The 15,252-nt window shown below is 70.5% G+C and carries 14 protein-coding genes, 1 tRNA gene and 1 pseudogene; 15 read left to right on the plus strand and 1 reads right to left on the minus strand.

Annotation, left to right across the window (positions count from 1 at the left end; all coding sequences use genetic code 11):
- Nucleotides 1-276, minus strand: a pseudogene (locus FREUN1FDRAFT_RS33640) (5-formyltetrahydrofolate cyclo-ligase); the annotation flags it as partial.
- 611 nt (nucleotides 277-887) lie between these two features.
- On the opposite strand from FREUN1FDRAFT_RS33640, the gene FREUN1FDRAFT_RS33645 reads away from it, so the two are divergent.
- From FREUN1FDRAFT_RS33645 to FREUN1FDRAFT_RS33720, 15 genes are all read left to right on the plus strand, one after another.
- Entirely contained in the window at nucleotides 888-1,835 is a 948-nt protein-coding gene (locus FREUN1FDRAFT_RS33645) for a UTP--glucose-1-phosphate uridylyltransferase (protein ID WP_006544825.1), read from the plus strand.
- A 637-nt stretch (nucleotides 1,836-2,472) separates the two neighbouring features.
- Entirely contained in the window at nucleotides 2,473-3,801 is a 1,329-nt protein-coding gene (gene glp / locus FREUN1FDRAFT_RS33650; protein WP_006544826.1) for a gephyrin-like molybdotransferase Glp, read from the plus strand.
- Nucleotides 3,802-3,844: 43 nt separating this feature from the next.
- Nucleotides 3,845-4,318, plus strand: a complete 474-nt coding sequence (moaC, locus tag FREUN1FDRAFT_RS33655) for a cyclic pyranopterin monophosphate synthase MoaC (protein WP_232295534.1) — start codon at nucleotides 3,845-3,847, stop codon at nucleotides 4,316-4,318.
- Between the two features lie 5 nt (nucleotides 4,319-4,323).
- Nucleotides 4,324-4,920 carry a molybdenum cofactor biosynthesis protein B gene (locus FREUN1FDRAFT_RS33660; RefSeq protein WP_006544828.1) on the plus strand — a complete coding sequence of 199 codons (597 nt, stop codon included), beginning with the start codon at nucleotides 4,324-4,326 and terminating at the stop codon, nucleotides 4,918-4,920.
- Nucleotides 4,917-5,549, plus strand: coding sequence for a GNAT family N-acetyltransferase (locus FREUN1FDRAFT_RS33665; RefSeq protein WP_006544829.1), 633 nt, complete (start codon nucleotides 4,917-4,919; stop codon nucleotides 5,547-5,549). Before FREUN1FDRAFT_RS33660 ends, FREUN1FDRAFT_RS33665 begins: the two co-directional genes overlap by 4 nt.
- 656 nt (nucleotides 5,550-6,205) lie before the next feature.
- Nucleotides 6,206-8,008: a gephyrin-like molybdotransferase receptor GlpR gene (glpR, locus tag FREUN1FDRAFT_RS33675; RefSeq protein ID WP_006544831.1), complete on the plus strand. Its 1,803-nt coding sequence runs from the start codon at nucleotides 6,206-6,208 to the stop codon at nucleotides 8,006-8,008.
- Nucleotides 8,009-8,667: 659 nt separating this feature from the next.
- The gene (locus FREUN1FDRAFT_RS47090) at nucleotides 8,668-9,444 is read left to right on the plus strand and encodes a hypothetical protein (RefSeq protein ID WP_063745376.1); all 777 of its coding nucleotides are present in this window, start codon (nucleotides 8,668-8,670) and stop codon (nucleotides 9,442-9,444) included.
- 16 nt (nucleotides 9,445-9,460) lie between these two features.
- A tRNA-Ala gene (locus tag FREUN1FDRAFT_RS33685) sits at nucleotides 9,461-9,534 on the plus strand.
- A 166-nt stretch (nucleotides 9,535-9,700) separates the two neighbouring features.
- Nucleotides 9,701-9,958 carry a nucleotidyltransferase family protein gene (locus FREUN1FDRAFT_RS33690; RefSeq protein ID WP_006544833.1) on the plus strand — a complete coding sequence of 86 codons (258 nt, stop codon included), beginning with the start codon at nucleotides 9,701-9,703 and terminating at the stop codon, nucleotides 9,956-9,958.
- A gap of 463 nt (nucleotides 9,959-10,421) precedes the next feature.
- On the plus strand, nucleotides 10,422-11,150 hold the full coding sequence (locus FREUN1FDRAFT_RS33695) for a GAF and ANTAR domain-containing protein (RefSeq protein ID WP_006544835.1): 729 nt from the start codon (nucleotides 10,422-10,424) through the stop codon (nucleotides 11,148-11,150).
- Nucleotides 11,150-11,965: a GAF and ANTAR domain-containing protein gene (locus FREUN1FDRAFT_RS33700; protein WP_050796146.1), complete on the plus strand. Its 816-nt coding sequence runs from the start codon at nucleotides 11,150-11,152 to the stop codon at nucleotides 11,963-11,965. The genes FREUN1FDRAFT_RS33695 and FREUN1FDRAFT_RS33700 overlap by 1 nt, the downstream gene beginning before the upstream one ends.
- Before the next feature lie 312 nt (nucleotides 11,966-12,277).
- On the plus strand, nucleotides 12,278-12,769 hold the full coding sequence (locus FREUN1FDRAFT_RS40435; protein WP_157475717.1) for an STAS domain-containing protein: 492 nt from the start codon (nucleotides 12,278-12,280) through the stop codon (nucleotides 12,767-12,769).
- 55 nt (nucleotides 12,770-12,824) lie between these two features.
- Nucleotides 12,825-13,220, plus strand: coding sequence for a lipopolysaccharide assembly LapA domain-containing protein (locus FREUN1FDRAFT_RS33710; protein WP_006544838.1), 396 nt, complete (start codon nucleotides 12,825-12,827; stop codon nucleotides 13,218-13,220).
- 403 nt (nucleotides 13,221-13,623) lie between these two features.
- Nucleotides 13,624-14,181 carry a DUF5994 family protein gene (locus FREUN1FDRAFT_RS33715; RefSeq protein WP_006544839.1) on the plus strand — a complete coding sequence of 186 codons (558 nt, stop codon included), beginning with the start codon at nucleotides 13,624-13,626 and terminating at the stop codon, nucleotides 14,179-14,181.
- Nucleotides 14,178-15,080 (plus strand): transglutaminase family protein, encoded by a 903-nt coding sequence (locus FREUN1FDRAFT_RS33720; RefSeq protein WP_050796149.1) that lies wholly within the window; start codon nucleotides 14,178-14,180, stop codon nucleotides 15,078-15,080. The genes FREUN1FDRAFT_RS33715 and FREUN1FDRAFT_RS33720 overlap by 4 nt, the downstream gene beginning before the upstream one ends.
- Nucleotides 15,081-15,252 lie beyond the last annotated feature (172 nt).

Here is a 15,252-nt window from a genome sequence, read left to right on the forward strand (position 1 = left end):
GCGCGCCCGCAGCCGGGCGAGCAGCTCGGCGGTGTCGGGCTCGTCCGCCATCCCGACGTAGGCGGCCACGCACCTGGCCCGGGCGACCTCGGGCAGCGCCAGCACCCGTTCGGTGAGGACCGCCGAGTCCGGCGTGACGCCCGCGCGCCGCAGCGCCAGCAGGCGCCGGCGGATCTCGCTCTTGGGGCCGGGCCACTCGGCCGACGGGGAAAGCGCGGGCGACGGCGCCGGGGGTGCTGTCGCCGGAGTGCCACCGGACACTGCGCCACCGGACACTGCGCCACCGGGCGCTGCACTGCCGGACACCGTGCCGCCGGAGCCTGTTCCCGTGGCCGTGCCGGGATCCGTCGGTGAGGGGCCGGGGGAGGCTGCCGAGGCCTGGCCAGAGCCAGCCCGGCCTACCACGTCACTGCCGGTGACGGTTCCTCCGGTCACAGCCATCCCCACCCTCAGCGCGCTCGAGCGTGGCCAGCCCTCGATATGTCGGGCCCCGCCTCCCGACTGCTCGGACTTCCCGCGTCGTGCGCCTTCATGCTGTCGGTGACGGTCACAAAGACGACACCGGCCTGACATCCCACTGGCGAGGCCTCACGGTACCGTGATCGACCCGCACGTGGAGACCTGCCCGACGCTGACCCGCCGGGGCGGCGGGCGGCTTCCGGTACGCGTCCGGCGAGCGTGACGAACCGACTGCGGACGGTTGATCGCAATGCCGGACGGTGGGTGTCGAGTGGTCGGGCCTTCGATGGTGGCCGGGCTGTCAGGCACCCGCTGCCGCCGTGGCCGGGCCCGGTATCGTGCTGGACCGGGCCCACGGCTCGTTGTGAATGTCCTGTGTATCGGTGCCGTGGTGCTCCGGGACGCCCTGCCAGACTAAGGTTTCGCCCATGCTGGTGACGAAGGCGGTCATTCCTGCCGCGGGACTGGGAACCCGGTTCCTGCCCGCGACGAAGTCGGTTCCCAAAGAGATGCTTCCTGTCGTTGACAGACCGGCGATCGAATATGTTGTCGAAGAAGCCTCACAGGCTGGCCTTCGAGACGTGCTGCTGGTGACCAGCCGCTCCAAGAAGGCCATCGAGGATCACTTCGACCGGGAGGCGGAGCTGGAGCTCGCCCTTGAGCGCAAGGGTGACAAAGCCCGGCTCGAACGCGTCCGCGCGTCCGCGGCGCTGGCCGAGGTCCACTCCGTCCGCCAGGCCTCACCGCGGGGCCTCGGGCATGCCGTGCTCTGCGCCGCTGCCCACGTCGGTGACGAACCCTTCGCTGTGCTGCTCGGTGACGACCTCATCGACGAGCGTGACCCGCTTCTGGCCGAGATGCTCGCCGTGCAGGCGCGGCACGGCGGTGCGGTGGTGGCGCTGATGGAGGTGCCCGAGGAGTCCGTGTCGATGTACGGCGTGGCCACCGTCGCGCCGCTGGCCGTGTCGGGGGATGCGGCGAGCGAGCCCACGGGCCGCTACCGGGCGGTCCGGATCACGGACCTGGTCGAGAAGCCGCCGGTCGAGGAGGCGCCCAGCAACCTGGCGGTCATCGGGCGCTACGTGCTGCCGCCGGAGACGTTCGACATCCTGCGGTCGACGCCGCCTGGCAGGGGCAACGAGATCCAGCTCACCGACGCGCTGCGGACGCTGGCGACGCGGGCCGGTGACGACCCGGGAGCCCAGCTCCCCGTGCACGGTGTCGTGTTCACCGGCCGCCGCTACGACACGGGTGACCGGCTGGACTACCTGAAGGCCATCGTCCGGCTGGCGAGTGAGCGTCAGGACCTCGGCCCCGACTTCTATCCGTGGCTGGAGGAGTACGTCGCCTCCGGTGGGCCCAAGGCCGAAGCCTGACGGTGCGGCCACGCCGGATCGGCCCGCGCCGGATCGGCGTGGCCTACCGGTAGGTGCCGGCGGCGGCCGGGAACTGTCGGCGGCGGTAAAGGAGCTGTCGGCGGCGACAAGGAGCTGTCGGCGGAGCGGCTGCCGGTGACAGCCGGCGGCCGGCCGGTGACGGTCGGACGGATGGCTGCGGTGAACCCTCGCTGGGAGCGTCGTGGCCGCGCCCGGTGGCCGTCGAACAGCGCCGGTCCGGTCTCCGCCGAGGGTGCCCGCACCGGCGGCGAATGGGTCGCATCGTGTGCTGACGAGCCGTGACCAGGCACTTCCGATTATGCGATACCCGGACACTTGTCTGGACCCTTGCTCCGCCGCATTGGTGTTGGCGAGCAGACTGTCGGGACATCTTCGTGCGCAAATGTGCGGGGCGCTGGAAGCACAGTCGGTCCAGCATCCCCGTCGGGGTGGAAATCCACCCCTGGTGAACGGCTGGCGGAACCGGAACCGGAACCGCTCCGACAGCCGTGTTGCCGTGGTACCGCTCACTGCTGACGCGAAGGACGAACGGCCAGAACAGAAGTGTCAAGAACGGACGGTGTACGTGAAAACGGTAGATCAGCACGCATCGGACATTCTGTCAGTAATCGGGCCAATGTCCCCGCGTCGGACCGCGCTGCGCGAGGCACACGGGTGTGTGCTGGCGGCCGACGTCCGAGCAACGGTGGCTGTCCCCGGGTTCGACAACTCGGCGATGGACGGATACGCGGCCCGAGCCGCGGAGGTGGCCGCCGCCAGCGAGGCCAACCCGGTGACGCTGGCCGTCTCCAGCGAGATCATGGCCGGACCGGTGCGCCCGGAGCCGCTCGTACCCGGCACCGTCGCGAGAATCATGACCGGCGCTCCGCTGCCGGAAGGCGCCGACACCATCGTCCAGCTCGAATGGACCGACGGCGGCACCGAGAGCGTGCGGATCCACCAGGCACCCCGGCGCGGGCTGCACATCCGGCGCGCCGGTGAGGACATCGCGCCCGGGAATCTCGTGCTGGCCGCGGGAACCGTGCTGGGCTCCGCCCAGATCGGGCTGCTGGCCGCGGTGAACATCGCCCGTCCCCCCGTCCATCCGAGGCCGCGGGTCGCGGTGCTGTCGACCGGCAGCGAGCTCGTCGAGGTCGGCGCCCCGCTCGGGCCGGGGCAGATCGTCGACTCGAACAGCCACGCCATCGCCGCGGCGGCCCATGAGGCGGGAGCGATCGTCCGCAGGTTCGCCGGGGTCTCGGACGATCCCGACGCGTTCGCCGACGCGTTCGAGCAGGTGCTCAAGGACGCAGACGTCGTCATCACCACCGGCGGAATCAGCGTCGGTGCGCGTGACGTGGTCAAGGAGGTTCTGAGCAAGTCGGGCGAGATCCGGTTCGAGCGCATCGCCATGCAGCCGGGCAAGCCGCAGGGATTCGGGGTGGTGGGCGGCGTGCCCGTCTTCACCCTGCCCGGAAACCCCGTCAGCGCCCTGGTGTCGTTCGAGCTGTTCGTCCGGCCGGCGCTGCGGCGGATGCGTGGCCTGCCGGCATCGGTGACGTCCCCGGGATCGGCGCCATTCTCCGAGACGGCCGCCGAGGGCCAAGGCGCGGCGGCGATCTGGAACACCCTCGCCGTAAAGGTGGGTGAGGTTGTGCAGTCGCAGCCTGGGAAGCGTACGTTTCCCCGGGTCCGTCTTGAGCGCGATGCCGGCGGAGAGCTCGTCGCGACGTACGCGGGCGGCCAGGGCGCCCATCAGATGTCCGGGCTCGCCTCAGCGCACGCGCTGCTCGTCGTTCCCGAGGAGGTTGTCGAGGTGTCCCCCGGTACGGTGCTGCCCGCGCTGCTGCTGGCCGAGCCCGAGTGGGCCGGGCCCCAGGCCCCCGCGTCAACCGCGTCAACCGCGTCGGCTGCCTCGGCGGGTTCCGCGGGTTCGGCGCTGACCGGTGGGACCGCCGGTGAGTGACACGGTGCGGCTCACCCATGTCGACGACCAGGGCGCGGCGCGGATGGTCGACGTCTCCGCCAAGGACGTCACGACGCGGACAGCCACCGCTGTCGGGCGGCTGCTGACCTCGCCGGCCGTGATCGAGCTGCTGCGTGGCGAGGGGATGCCGAAGGGCGACGCGCTGGCCGTCGCGCGCATCGCCGGGATCATGGGTGCCAAGCGCACCCCGGACCTGGTCCCGCTCTGCCACCCGATCGCGATCTCGGGAGTGAAGGTCGAGCTGGCGGTGCTCGACGACGCGGTCGACATCACGGCGACGGTGCGCACCACCGACCGGACCGGGGTGGAGATGGAGGCGCTGACCGCCGTCGCGGTCGCCGGGCTGACGTTGCACGACATGGTCAAGGCGGTCGATCCCGAGGCCGAGCTCACCGGGGTGCGGGTCGTCTCCAAGACCGGCGGCAGATCCGGCGACTGGCACCGAAGCCCGAGCCTGAGCCCGAGTGGGAGCCAGAGCCAGAGCGGGAGCGGGTGAGCGGCATGCCAGGTCCGCCGCCGGGCGCCCGGGCGCTGGTCGTGACGGTCTCGGACCGTGCCCACCGTGGGATCTACGCCGACCGGTCGGGTCCGCTGCTCGTCGAGGGCCTCGCCGGGCTCGGGTTCGACGTGCCGGCGCCGGTCGTGGTCCCGGATGAGCAGGACGAGATCACCGCCGTCATCCGCGCGGCCGTCGACGCCGGCACAGCCCTGGTCGTGACCACCGGCGGCACCGGTCTCGGGCCACGTGACGTCACCCCGGAGGCGACCCGGGGCCTGCTCGAACGTGAGCTGCCGGGGCTCGCCGAGGCAATGCGGGCCGCCGGGCGGGACAAGGTGCCCACCGCTGTCCTCTCCCGGGGCCTGGCCGGCACCCGCGCGACGACCCTGATCGTGAACCTGCCCGGCTCGACCGGCGGAGTCCGTGACGGGCTGGCCGTGCTCGGCCCGGTCGTCGCGCACGCCCTCGCCCAGCTGCGCGGCGACACCGATCACGCCGCCAGCACGGGTCACGCCGCCAGCACGGGTCACGCCGCCAGCACGGGTCACGCCGCCAGCACCGGTCACGCCGGCGACAGCGGCGGGGGGAGTGGCGGGTGAGCGCACCCGGATGGCCGGCTGTGCTGCGTCACGGCGACGTCGTCGTGCGGCCCATGCGGCTTCGTGACGCCGGAGCCTGGGTCGAGGTGCGCAGCCGCAACGCGGACTGGCTCGCGCCGTGGGAGGCGACCCGGCCCGGGGCCCCATCGGTGCGCGAGACCTGGAACGAGCACCAGACCTTCAGCGTGTACTCGCAGATGATGCATCGCCTGCGGGCGCAGTCCAGGGCCGGTGCGGCGCTCGCGTTCGTCATCGCGATCGACGGGCGGCTGGCGGGCCAGCTCACCGTGTCGACGATTGTCCGGGGTGCCTTCAACAGCGCCCAGGTCGGCTACTGGCTGGACGGCGCCCGCGCCGGCCGGGGCATCACACCGACCGCGCTGGCCCTGGTGACCGACCATTGCTTCGGGCCGGTGGGTCTGCATCGGCTGGAGGCGAACGTCCGACCGGAGAACGCGGCGAGCCGCCGGATGCTGACGAAGCTCGGCTTCCGCGAGGAGGGCCTGCATCGCAGGTTTCTCGCGATCGACGGCGAGTACCGCGACCACATCTGCTTCGCGCTGACGACCGAGGACGTCCCGGGCGGATTGCTGGCGCGCTGGAGCCGTGCCCGTTCGGCCCACTCCTGAAGGGGGCGCACCGCGGGGCCTCGTCCGCACCTTCCAAGGTGGGGATGGTCTCGCTCGGCGGGCTCCCCTGATGCTTCTCCCTACCGTCGCGAATCGCCCCTGAAACCGTTCCACGAGGTCGCGATGCCTTGCGCCGGGCACTGACGGCAACCCTGTTCGGGGCCACCGGGAGGTGGCCACGGAAGGCGTCCACGGCCCGTTCCCGGGTGGGAAAGGCCTCGCGGGCATGACTTCTTACGTTGGGTGATCGTCGTGGTACCGGTGTGCCCGGTGGTGGGGTCATCGCCCGGGCCACATCGGTGCCACCTCGGATTGACAGCGGGCGACCATCCGGTGAACCTCGCCGACGTGTGCGACACGCGGGGTTCCGGTCGGTGACCGCGCGCATTGCGCTCACTAGCGTCGGGCACGAAATCGTAAACGACGACATCGAGAAGAGGCATCCCGGTGGTCCGCTCGCTCGCGCGGCACGCGCCCGGCGCATCCGGTCCGCGCCCGGCTCGCGACCTGCGGGTGCGGGCCGGCTCCACTCTCGCCGGCGACGGTGAAGGCGCCGGCAATGGTGAAGGGTGCTCCGTCGGCGTGGGCGGTTCGTGCTGGGTTGGCGACGTCAAGTCACATAACGACGTCCCAGGGCTGTCACGGATCGTGATCGAATGAGTGCGCTCATCTGGCTCGCGATCGTCGCCGTGTGGGGCTTCGTGCTCATCCCCATGTGGCTGCGGCACCATGACTCGGCGGTGGAGCAGCGGTCCGCGGACCGTTTCTCCACCGCAATGCGGGTGCTCTCCCGGCGCGTCTCGCCGCGCGGCGGGGTGGACCCGCTCACCAGGGCCACATCCCAGAGCCCGGTGGCGGGGGCACAGGAGGCTTCAGGGATGGCGCATTCGCGCGCAGGCGAACCATCGGGCCCCAGCTCGGACCGAAGCGCCGGCTCGGACGCAGGCGCCGGCTCGGTGGATTCCTCCGACTCGGCGGATTCCCGCGCCACGGCGGATTCCGGGAATCCGGCGGCGACGGACGCGTTCGATGACGCCCAGCCGGCACCTCACCTGTACGGGCCGCGGTCCGGCGCGTTGCGCAACGTCTCCGCCGACCGGGCCGTGCGCGCCGTGCAGGCGGAGCACACCGCACTCATCCGGCTGCGCCGGCAGCGGCTGCTCGTGCTGCTCGTCGCGATGCCGATCAGCGTCGTCCTCGCGGCCAGTCTCGGCGGCATGTGGATCGTCGTCCAACTCATCGTGGACGTCGGAACGGTCGGCTATGTGGCCCACCTGCGCCGGTCCGCGCAGGCCCACCGGCGGCTGCTGCGGTCCAGGGCGGAGCTGGACCGGCGCATCGCCGCCGACCGGGCCGCACGAGCCCGTGGCGGCATCCGGGGCTGGTCCGGCGGTGCGGGAGCGGCGGGGCAGGCCACGCCGGCCAGAGCAGGGTCGGCGGGCACGATGACGCGCGGCGGTGACTACGCGCCGGTGCGGCTGTCCACCGACAGCGGCGGCGAACTGACCGAGGCGGACCTCGCGCATGCCCGGGCCGACACGGTGGATCTCGCCGGCGCCGCCAGCCGCGGCCACGCCGGCGACGGCTCCTACCAGGCCGGTTCGCCCGAGGGCTCTGACGATGACGCGGACGACGACTCCTCCGCCGGTGACTACGACACCGACGAGTACACGGCCGACGAGTACGCGGCCGACGGCTACGAGGGCGGCCGCTACGACGCCGACGGTTACGCGGCCGACCGTTACGCGGCTGACGGCCACGCGGCTGACGGCTACGAGGGCGAGGCCGACGGTGCGGTGGCGCAGCCGGCGGCTGGAATCCACTACACCGGTCGGACAGTGACCCGTACCGCCTACGCGGCCTACGGCGAGCACTCAGGGCACGGTGACCACCTGGGGGCGGTCGAGTACGTCGAGTACGTCCAGGCCGAACAGGTTGAGTACACGGCCCAGGCGAGCTACCCGGCGGAGCACGCGGAGGAGGTCGCCTACGGCGGCCACCCGGACCACTCCGCGGACGTCGACCAGGCTGCGTACTACGAGTACCCGCCCCAGGGCGAAGGCCAGGGCCACGACGTCCACGGCTACGAGAACAGCCACCAGTACGCCGAGGCGGCCGACAGCGGCTCAGGGGCGCCCGCGCCCGGCGTCGCCACCGGAACGGCCGGCTCTGGCTCCGGCTCTTCCGGGTATCGCGCCGGCGGCGCGCAACGGCCCGTCCCGAGGCCCGGCGCACGCCCGAACACCTCGCGTCCCGGGCGGGTCCAGGTCCATCCACCGGGCACCCACGGCGGCCTGATCCCGCCCGCCGCGGCCGGTGGTACCGCGGCCGGAAGCGGCGCTGGGGCGGCGAGCGGGGCCGCGGCCACCTCGGCCACCGCGACGCCGGCGGACCAGGCCCAGGGGCAGACCCCGGACGAGCTGGAGACACTGCTGCGCCGCCACGCGGTCGGCAGCTGACCCGAGCCGTGAGCCTGACAACATCCCGCGGTCGAGCGGGCAGCCGCTGAAGTCCCGCATTGCCAGGCCAGCGTGCCGGAGCGCCCGCGCGGCGGCCCGACATCGCCGCGCGGCCGGACATCCTGAGCCGGGCGCGGACGGCGTTCGACGCCGTCCGCGTGCATAATGGCCTGGTGACACTCCGCTCGCAGCTCGCCTCCGTCGCCGGTTCCCGGCGCACGGAGCTGGCGGCTGCCTGTACGCGGTGTTGTCCCTGCCCTCGCGCCCGCTGACGCCGCCTCCACGCCGACAACGGCCACCCGGCGTCGCCCGGTCAGGCTCAGCCTGGCGGGCCAGGGCGTGAGGGGCCTCCGGATCACGTTCGGTATCGGGCCAATCCACGCACCGAACCCGCCCGCCGGTCATCACAGCCGGTCGGGACCGCCAGAAACGTGATCACGTGCCAACGCCGAGCCGCGCGGCCATCGATGGCCGCCTGCTCCTCATGGCACTAGCCCTCCAGGTTCGGTCACTGCGTGTCTCGATGTCGTGCCGTCGGATCCGCCCGCAGCCCGGTCCGCCGCACCACCTGCCCGCGATCACCACCAGCCGGTGGTCGGAGCTGGCCGGTGCAGGCCACCGGCGACGGAGCGGACAGCGGCAGGAGGAGAGTTCCTGTCTTGACATTCGAATCTTGGCTCGCCCGGCTGCGGGACCGCGGATTCGTCACCTGCCCGGGCAGCAGCGCCGTCCCCATCGACCTGAAGGCCGTCACCGCCGACGGGACCGGGCTGCACTTCCGCTGCCGTGGCGTCCGGGTGCACCTGGACGTCTATCGGCCCGGGCGCGCAGCGTGGCAGACCCCGCTGCGAGACGAGGCCTGGAGTCCGGAGGAAACCCTCGAACTGTGGGAGAACCGCCCGGTACAGGACCGGACAGTGCCCACCGGCGGACGGCTGGTCTTCGTCGGCCCCGGACCCGACTCCGGCCCCAGCCGCGGCGGCGGCAGCGGCGGCGGCGAGCCTGGCAGCGGCAGGGACGGCGACGGACCCGAACCGCGGCCCGACACGAGGATCGTGCTCGACGGCGCCCGGTCCCGCGGCTGGCGCGGCCACGAGGCAGGCCTGCTCGCCGCCGCCGAAGCCGCCGCCATCTTCGAATCCATGCTCGTACTGGCCGGCCTCGTCACCGCCACCGGCCACCAGCCACCCGCCCCACGCCTGGTACCAGCCCAGGGCCACACACCCCGTCAACCGAGGCCGGCCAGAGCCGTCCAGCCGGCCGAACCCGCCATGGCCTTCACCGAACGGACGTACTCCGTGCTGGCCACAGCCAGAGCCACCGGCGTCGACCAGCCGGGCCTCGCCGCCACTGGAACACCGCCGTCAGAAGCCCACTCACCGGACGAGACAACGACAGGAGGGGGTGCCCACCCACTTTCCTCCCGCGTCCTGTAAGCTTCAGTTGCTTCCAGGGGGTGTAGCTCAGCCTGGTAGAGCGCCTCCCTCGCACGGAGGAGGCCAGGGGTTCGAGTCCCCTCACCTCCACGAGCCGGCCCGTCGTGCTCGCTGACTTTTGGTCAGCTTCGCGGCGGGCCGCGATGTTTTTCGGGGGCGACCCCCGAAGCCCCCGTCCGGCCGGCGTGGGGATGGCCCGGGGTGGTTGGGTGGCTTCCAGCGATTCGGCGGCGTGGAGCTGGCTCGAGGCGGTTGGTTGGCTTCCAGGGCAGGCTGGGGTCACGAGTTGTCCGTCTTCGGTTCGGTGGCCAGGGGAGACGACACCGATGAATCGGATGTCGACCTGCTGTATGTGCTGGCGCCGGACTCGACTCTTGGCTTCGGGATCGTCGACCTCCGAGACGATCTGGAGAAGGTCGTCGGCCGTCACGTCGACCTGGTGCCCAAGTCCCGGTTGAAGTGGGTCATCCGCGACCGGGTGCTTGCCGAGGCACGGGTCCTCCATGCGGCGTGACGAGCTCTACCTCGTCGACATGATCGAGGTCGCGGAATCCGGCAGCAGCTCCTGACGCTCCTCGAAGCAGAGTTCCCACTTGTCGCGAGCCGACTCGACCAGCTGCATTGACCGCGATCTCCTCTTCCCGTGAAGATCATCGGAGGCCCGCCTTTTCTCGAGCAGTCCCATAGTTCGGCGGGTGCTTGTTGGGGATCGGCACAGCACCCATCTCTTTCGAGATCAGAACTTCGACCAGCTCGAGGCGGTTCACCGGGGTGTAGCGTGCGGGTACCACGCTGGCATGGTCGCGTTCTCGTCCGGGTCTGGTCTGTATGCCTGGTCCGGGTTCCCTCTCGCTGATGCGTCGGTCCGGTGAGAGGAATAACGATGACCGTAGACGTCGCGACCGGGTTTCGGGTGGCTGACATTCCGCGGGATGTGATGGGCGTCGCACCGGGCCCGGGTGGCAGTCAGGGAGCGCGTGAGTGAGCCTGGTCGCCTGCGTCGTGACTTGCGTGCCCTGCTGGCCGAGCCGTGGAGGGACGCGGCCGCGCTCGATCGGCTGTGCGTCGGTGTGGTGGCGGCGCTGCCCGTGGACGGGGCCGCGATCTCGGTGACGACCGCCGCCGCCGTCCGGGGCTTCTCCGGTGCGAGCGATCCGATCTGCGCCCGTCTCGACGATCTGCAGTTCACCCTTGGTGAGGGACCTTGCTGGCATGCCGTCCGCTCTGGGCGCCCGGTGCTGGTTGGGGACCTGACCGGGCCGTGGGGGGAACGCTGGCCGATGTTCACCCCTGCGGTTCTGGCAGCCGACTTTCAGGCGATCTTCGCGTTTCCGTTGCAGATCGGTGCGATCCGCCTGGGTGCCGTCGGCCTGTTCTGTGCGCGGCCGGGGCCTCTGGGCGGAGAGACGCTGCGGGACGCGCTGGTCGTCGCGGATGTCACGGCCCTGACGATCATCGATGCCGAGGCCAGGGACCCGCTCTCTCCGGTCGACCCGCTGCCTGGTGAGTGCTTGGACGGCACCGGGGTGTACCGGGCTGAGGTGCACCAGGCGACCGGGATGGCGATGGTGCAGCTCGGCGTGAGCGCGCAGGAGGCTCTCGTCCGGCTGCGCGCGCATGCCTTCGCCGCGGGGCTGACCGTCGACGAGGTCGCCCGCGAGATCGTCGCACGCCGGCTGCGTCTCGATGGGGGCTTGTCCGGATGATGGAAGGGTGGGCTCCTCGCGGGGCACGTGAGGGGAGGGCGGAGGCAGCCGTGGGTCAGGAACAGGAGTTGAGCGAAGCTTTCGTTACGTTGGCCGACAGCCTGGTTGCCGACTACGACGTCGCGGACCTGCTGCACCGGCTGGCCCATCACTGTGTGAACCTGCTCGACGTAGCCGCCGCCGGCCTGCTCCTGGCCGACGCACACGGCACCCTGCAGGTCGTAGCAACTTCCTCGGAGACCAGCCGCCTGCTCGAGCTGTTCCAGCTTCAACACGACCAGGGACCCTGCCTGGACTGCTTCCGCAGCGGAACGGCCGTGACCGTTCCCGATGTCGCCCTCGCCGCGGATCGGTGGCCGATCTTCGTGGCGGGGACGCAGGCCGCGGGCTACCGCTCGGTTCATGCGCTCCCGATGCGGTTGCGTGACGACGTGATCGGGACGCTGAACCTCTTCGGTGCCGGCCCCGGACCGCTGGCCGACGCGGACGCACGCGTCGGCCAGGCACTCGCCGACGTGGCCACGATCGCGATCCTGCAGGAACGCGCGATCCGCCACCATGAGATCCTCGCCGAGCAGCTACAGCACGCGCTGACCAGTCGTATCGTGATCGAACAAGCCAAGGGTGTCCTCGCCGAACGCGGCGGCCTCCACATGGACCAGGCCTTCAACCGGCTTCGCCGCCACGCCCGCAACACCAACACCCGCCTCACCGACCTGGCTCGCGGCGTCGTCGACGGAACCGTCGACAGCACAGCGGTGCTCGCGCTCCAACCCCGGCGCGGGCCGTCCGACCCGGTACCACAGGATCTGTGAGATAGCCACCCGCCTGCGGGTTTCGGTGCAGTAATGAGCGAGAGCCGCCGGTGGCGAGGCGATCCGATGCTCTTCTCCGCGTGGTCGGGCAGCTGTCATCATCAGCAAGATGATCATCTTTTCGCCGGGCGGAGCGGCTCGCCCAAACCGGCTCGACATCACCCGATCCGCACGTAACACGAAGAACTCTGGCGCGAGGGCTTAAAATCTACTACTCTAATAAATAGGTTTGAGTAGCCAGCCGAGTGTCCGGACGCCATGCGCTCCCGTCGGCTGCTTGCACCGGCGCCATACTCGTTCAGCGAAGGCCTGGTGACCGTGCGGCAAGTCTCTTCCTACATGTGTGCCCTGTTCTCGCAGCCTCCCGTCACGTTCTTCCCTCGCTTCCACATCGAGATCTACGCACCGCCGAACAGAGCGATCGTGCGCGCCCACGGTGAGATCGACATGGCCACGGGCGAGGCGTTCCGCGCGGCACTCATCGCCGCGCTGGACCAACAACCACAGATGCTTACGGTCGACCTCGACGGCGTTTCCTTCCTTGATGCCTGCGGCCTCGGCATTCTCGTCGGCGTCGCGAAGCAGGCAGCCCGTAGAAGTGTTCCCATCGTGGTCATCTCCGCTCGACCCCACATCTACCACCTTTTCGAGCTGACCCACCTGGTCGACCGGCTGGATGTGCACGCCGGGCCAACACCGCCGGCCACCCGACTCCCGGTCAGACCACTGCGGCTGCGGCTACCCGGGGTTTGCAGCGCCTGCTCGCGCCCGGGACCGGTCGCGTGGCACCGAGGGCCGCGGTGACCTCGCACGACAATCCACACGCGCTGCCTGGCCGAGGCCGAGGCAAGGAGTAGCCATGACAACCGTCGAGCCGCCGCCCGAGCGGCGATCACCCGGGACGGAGCGCACGGAGTCCACAACGCGACGGCACGTGTTGCGGTCCACGCGCACCAGCCGAACGTGGACGGCGGCGATTCTGTTCACGCTGCTACTCGTCGTGATCCTGATCTTCGTTCTGCAGAACGACCAGCGGATCAGCGTGTCGTTCCTGTGGTTCAACGGTCACCTGCCACTCGCGGTCGCAATGTTGTTCGCGGCGATCGCGGGAGCGTTGCTGATCGCGATTCCTGGAACGGGCCGCATTTACCAACTCCGCCGGATCGCCCGCCGTCAACAAAAGCCGCGGCAGGCTCCCACCGAGATGGCTCGACCCGGCCGCCCGAACACGTGCTACAAGGAGGGAGGACGCTGACCTCGAACCGCTCGACTTCCCGGTGCCAGCGGGCGCGGTAAACCCTGAACTGGTGATCCGAAACGTCAGCAAATCCTCCGCGATGCCAGCCCATCAGGGTGTCGATTGAACGACTGGAGGCCGCGCGCCTGAGCCGGTTTGGATGCGAAACGTGTGGGGAGGGTGGTATGGAACCAGCGCGCCCGGAAGTGCCCGAGTTCGGAGGAAACCGATTGATGCCGTCATCAAGTAGCCGTTGGTTGAGGTGACGTTGGTGGACGTCTCGCGGCCGGAGTCGAACGCGCTACCCGCGCGCAGGCCGAAGCGAGACCGATGACTTCATATATATATGGATATCGATACAGTGTCGATCTGGTTGTCAGTCGTTGCCATCCGGCGGGCACACCGGAGTTAGGTGGCCGTCGTGACGGCACATCCCATCCTTTCCTCTCCCGACCGCGTCGACCTCGACCGGTTCAATGACGACGGCGGTGCTCCCGACCTGCCGCCGGTCACCTCATCCATACCGGGTACGCAGCCAGTGGCCATGGATCCGGCGTTCTCGACGACAAGTGACGAAGTACGCCTGTCGCTGGCTCCAGGCACAGATGCTCTGCCACTTGATGGGAGCTGGTGGCCGCGATCACTGAAGCTGGCCGCCGAGCTTCCCGGGCTCGTCACCGCCCTGGCCCGGGCCGGCAGGACGGTCGCCCGCATGTCAGTGAACATGGACGCCTGGGCCGACATACCGGATCGGCTCGAACTATCCGGCCTGCCCGCACTGAAAGTGAGCTGTTTCCGGACCCTCGACCCCCGGGTCGTCACGCTGGGCGCCGGCACCCGGCCCTGGATCCGCCTGCTGGTCATTCCGCCCAATACCGCACCCGCACGCGCCCATGAAGTGCTACGCCTGGCAAGCGCCGGCTCGCTGACCGGTCCGACAGACGCGATCCTACGCACCGCCGGGGTGACGTCCCCATGACCGGTTCTTCGTTGCCGGGCCGACCGTTCACGCGGCCCGGCGGCGAGGCGGTCGACCGTGTGGTCAGCTGCGACCTCACGTTCGAGGTCGAGGAACCCGCGGACCTCGCCCTGCAGGCAGCGGCTGCCAATGGTCGGGTGGTCCGTGCCGAGCGGTTGGACGTGACTGCTGGCGGGAAGGCGCTCCCGAGGCCGGCTGAACTGGCCGCGCCGCACCGCGGCCGGGTACATCTTCTGCGCGCACCCCGGGGAGTCCTCTCGGTGTCCTACCGGGCGGAACTCGGCGCCCCGCCTGAGCCCGCCGACCAACCGGCCGTGGCCAGCAGCCATGACGCGCCTGGCGTGGCCGGGCTGCCTGGGCTGGAGCAGCTGACCTATCTACGGGCGAGCCGCTACTGTCCGTCGGATCAGGTCATCGGTTTCGCGGTCGCCGAGTTCGGTGATCTGCCGCCCGGGCGACCTCAGATGGAGGCGATCACACAGTGGATCCACCGGCGAGTCGGCTATGTTCCGGGCTCAAGTAACGTTCACAACTCCGCCGAGGACACCCTGCTCACCGGGCAGGGCGTCTGCCGTGATTTCGCCCATCTCGGGATCATGCTGTGCAGGGCCCTCCGAATACCGGCGCGCTTCGTCGCCGTGTATGCCCCCGGCCTGACTCCGATGGACTTCCACGCTGTCTTCGAGGCATGGTCTGACGGCGCGTGGTGGACTTACGACGCCACCCGCCGAGCCCCGCGCCAGGGCATGGTCCGCATCGCGACCGGTCGCGACGCGACCGACACGGCCTTCCTCAACGTCCTGCGAGGGATCATCGCCCTCCGGTCGATCGAGGTGACCGCCACGGTCACCGGCCCGCTTCCCCTCGACGACGATCTCACGCCCCGCCGGCTCTGCTGAGTTCTGGCCGGGTGGGCCCCGGTGCTTCTGGTCGGCGCCAGCGCCGTCCACACGCTGCTGCCCGGCCCGGACCTGCGGCTGGAACCGACATCACCCTGGTGCTGGTCATCCCGCCGTTGCACGCTTGCCGAGCTGTCCGCAGGGCCACATCGGGTCCGGCGCAACGACGAGC

The organism is Parafrankia sp. EUN1f, from assembly GCF_000177675.1.
Classification (GTDB): domain Bacteria; phylum Actinomycetota; class Actinomycetes; order Frankiales; family Frankiaceae; genus Parafrankia.

Coding starts and splice junctions, on each gene's coding strand:
- glp (WP_006544826.1), top strand. CDS start 2,473: ATGTCCCCGCGTCGGACCGCGCTGCGCGAGGCACACGGGTGTGTGCTG.
- FREUN1FDRAFT_RS33660 (WP_006544828.1), top strand. CDS start 4,324: ATGCCAGGTCCGCCGCCGGGCGCCCGGGCGCTGGTCGTGACGGTCTCG.
- moaC (WP_232295534.1), top strand. CDS start 3,845: ATGGTCGACGTCTCCGCCAAGGACGTCACGACGCGGACAGCCACCGCT.
- FREUN1FDRAFT_RS33720 (WP_050796149.1), top strand. CDS start 14,178: ATGACCGGTTCTTCGTTGCCGGGCCGACCGTTCACGCGGCCCGGCGGC.
- FREUN1FDRAFT_RS33710 (WP_006544838.1), top strand. CDS start 12,825: ATGACAACCGTCGAGCCGCCGCCCGAGCGGCGATCACCCGGGACGGAG.
- FREUN1FDRAFT_RS33645 (WP_006544825.1), top strand. CDS start 888: ATGCTGGTGACGAAGGCGGTCATTCCTGCCGCGGGACTGGGAACCCGG.
- glpR (WP_006544831.1), top strand. CDS start 6,206: ATGAGTGCGCTCATCTGGCTCGCGATCGTCGCCGTGTGGGGCTTCGTG.
- FREUN1FDRAFT_RS33700 (WP_050796146.1), top strand. CDS start 11,150: ATGGAAGGGTGGGCTCCTCGCGGGGCACGTGAGGGGAGGGCGGAGGCA.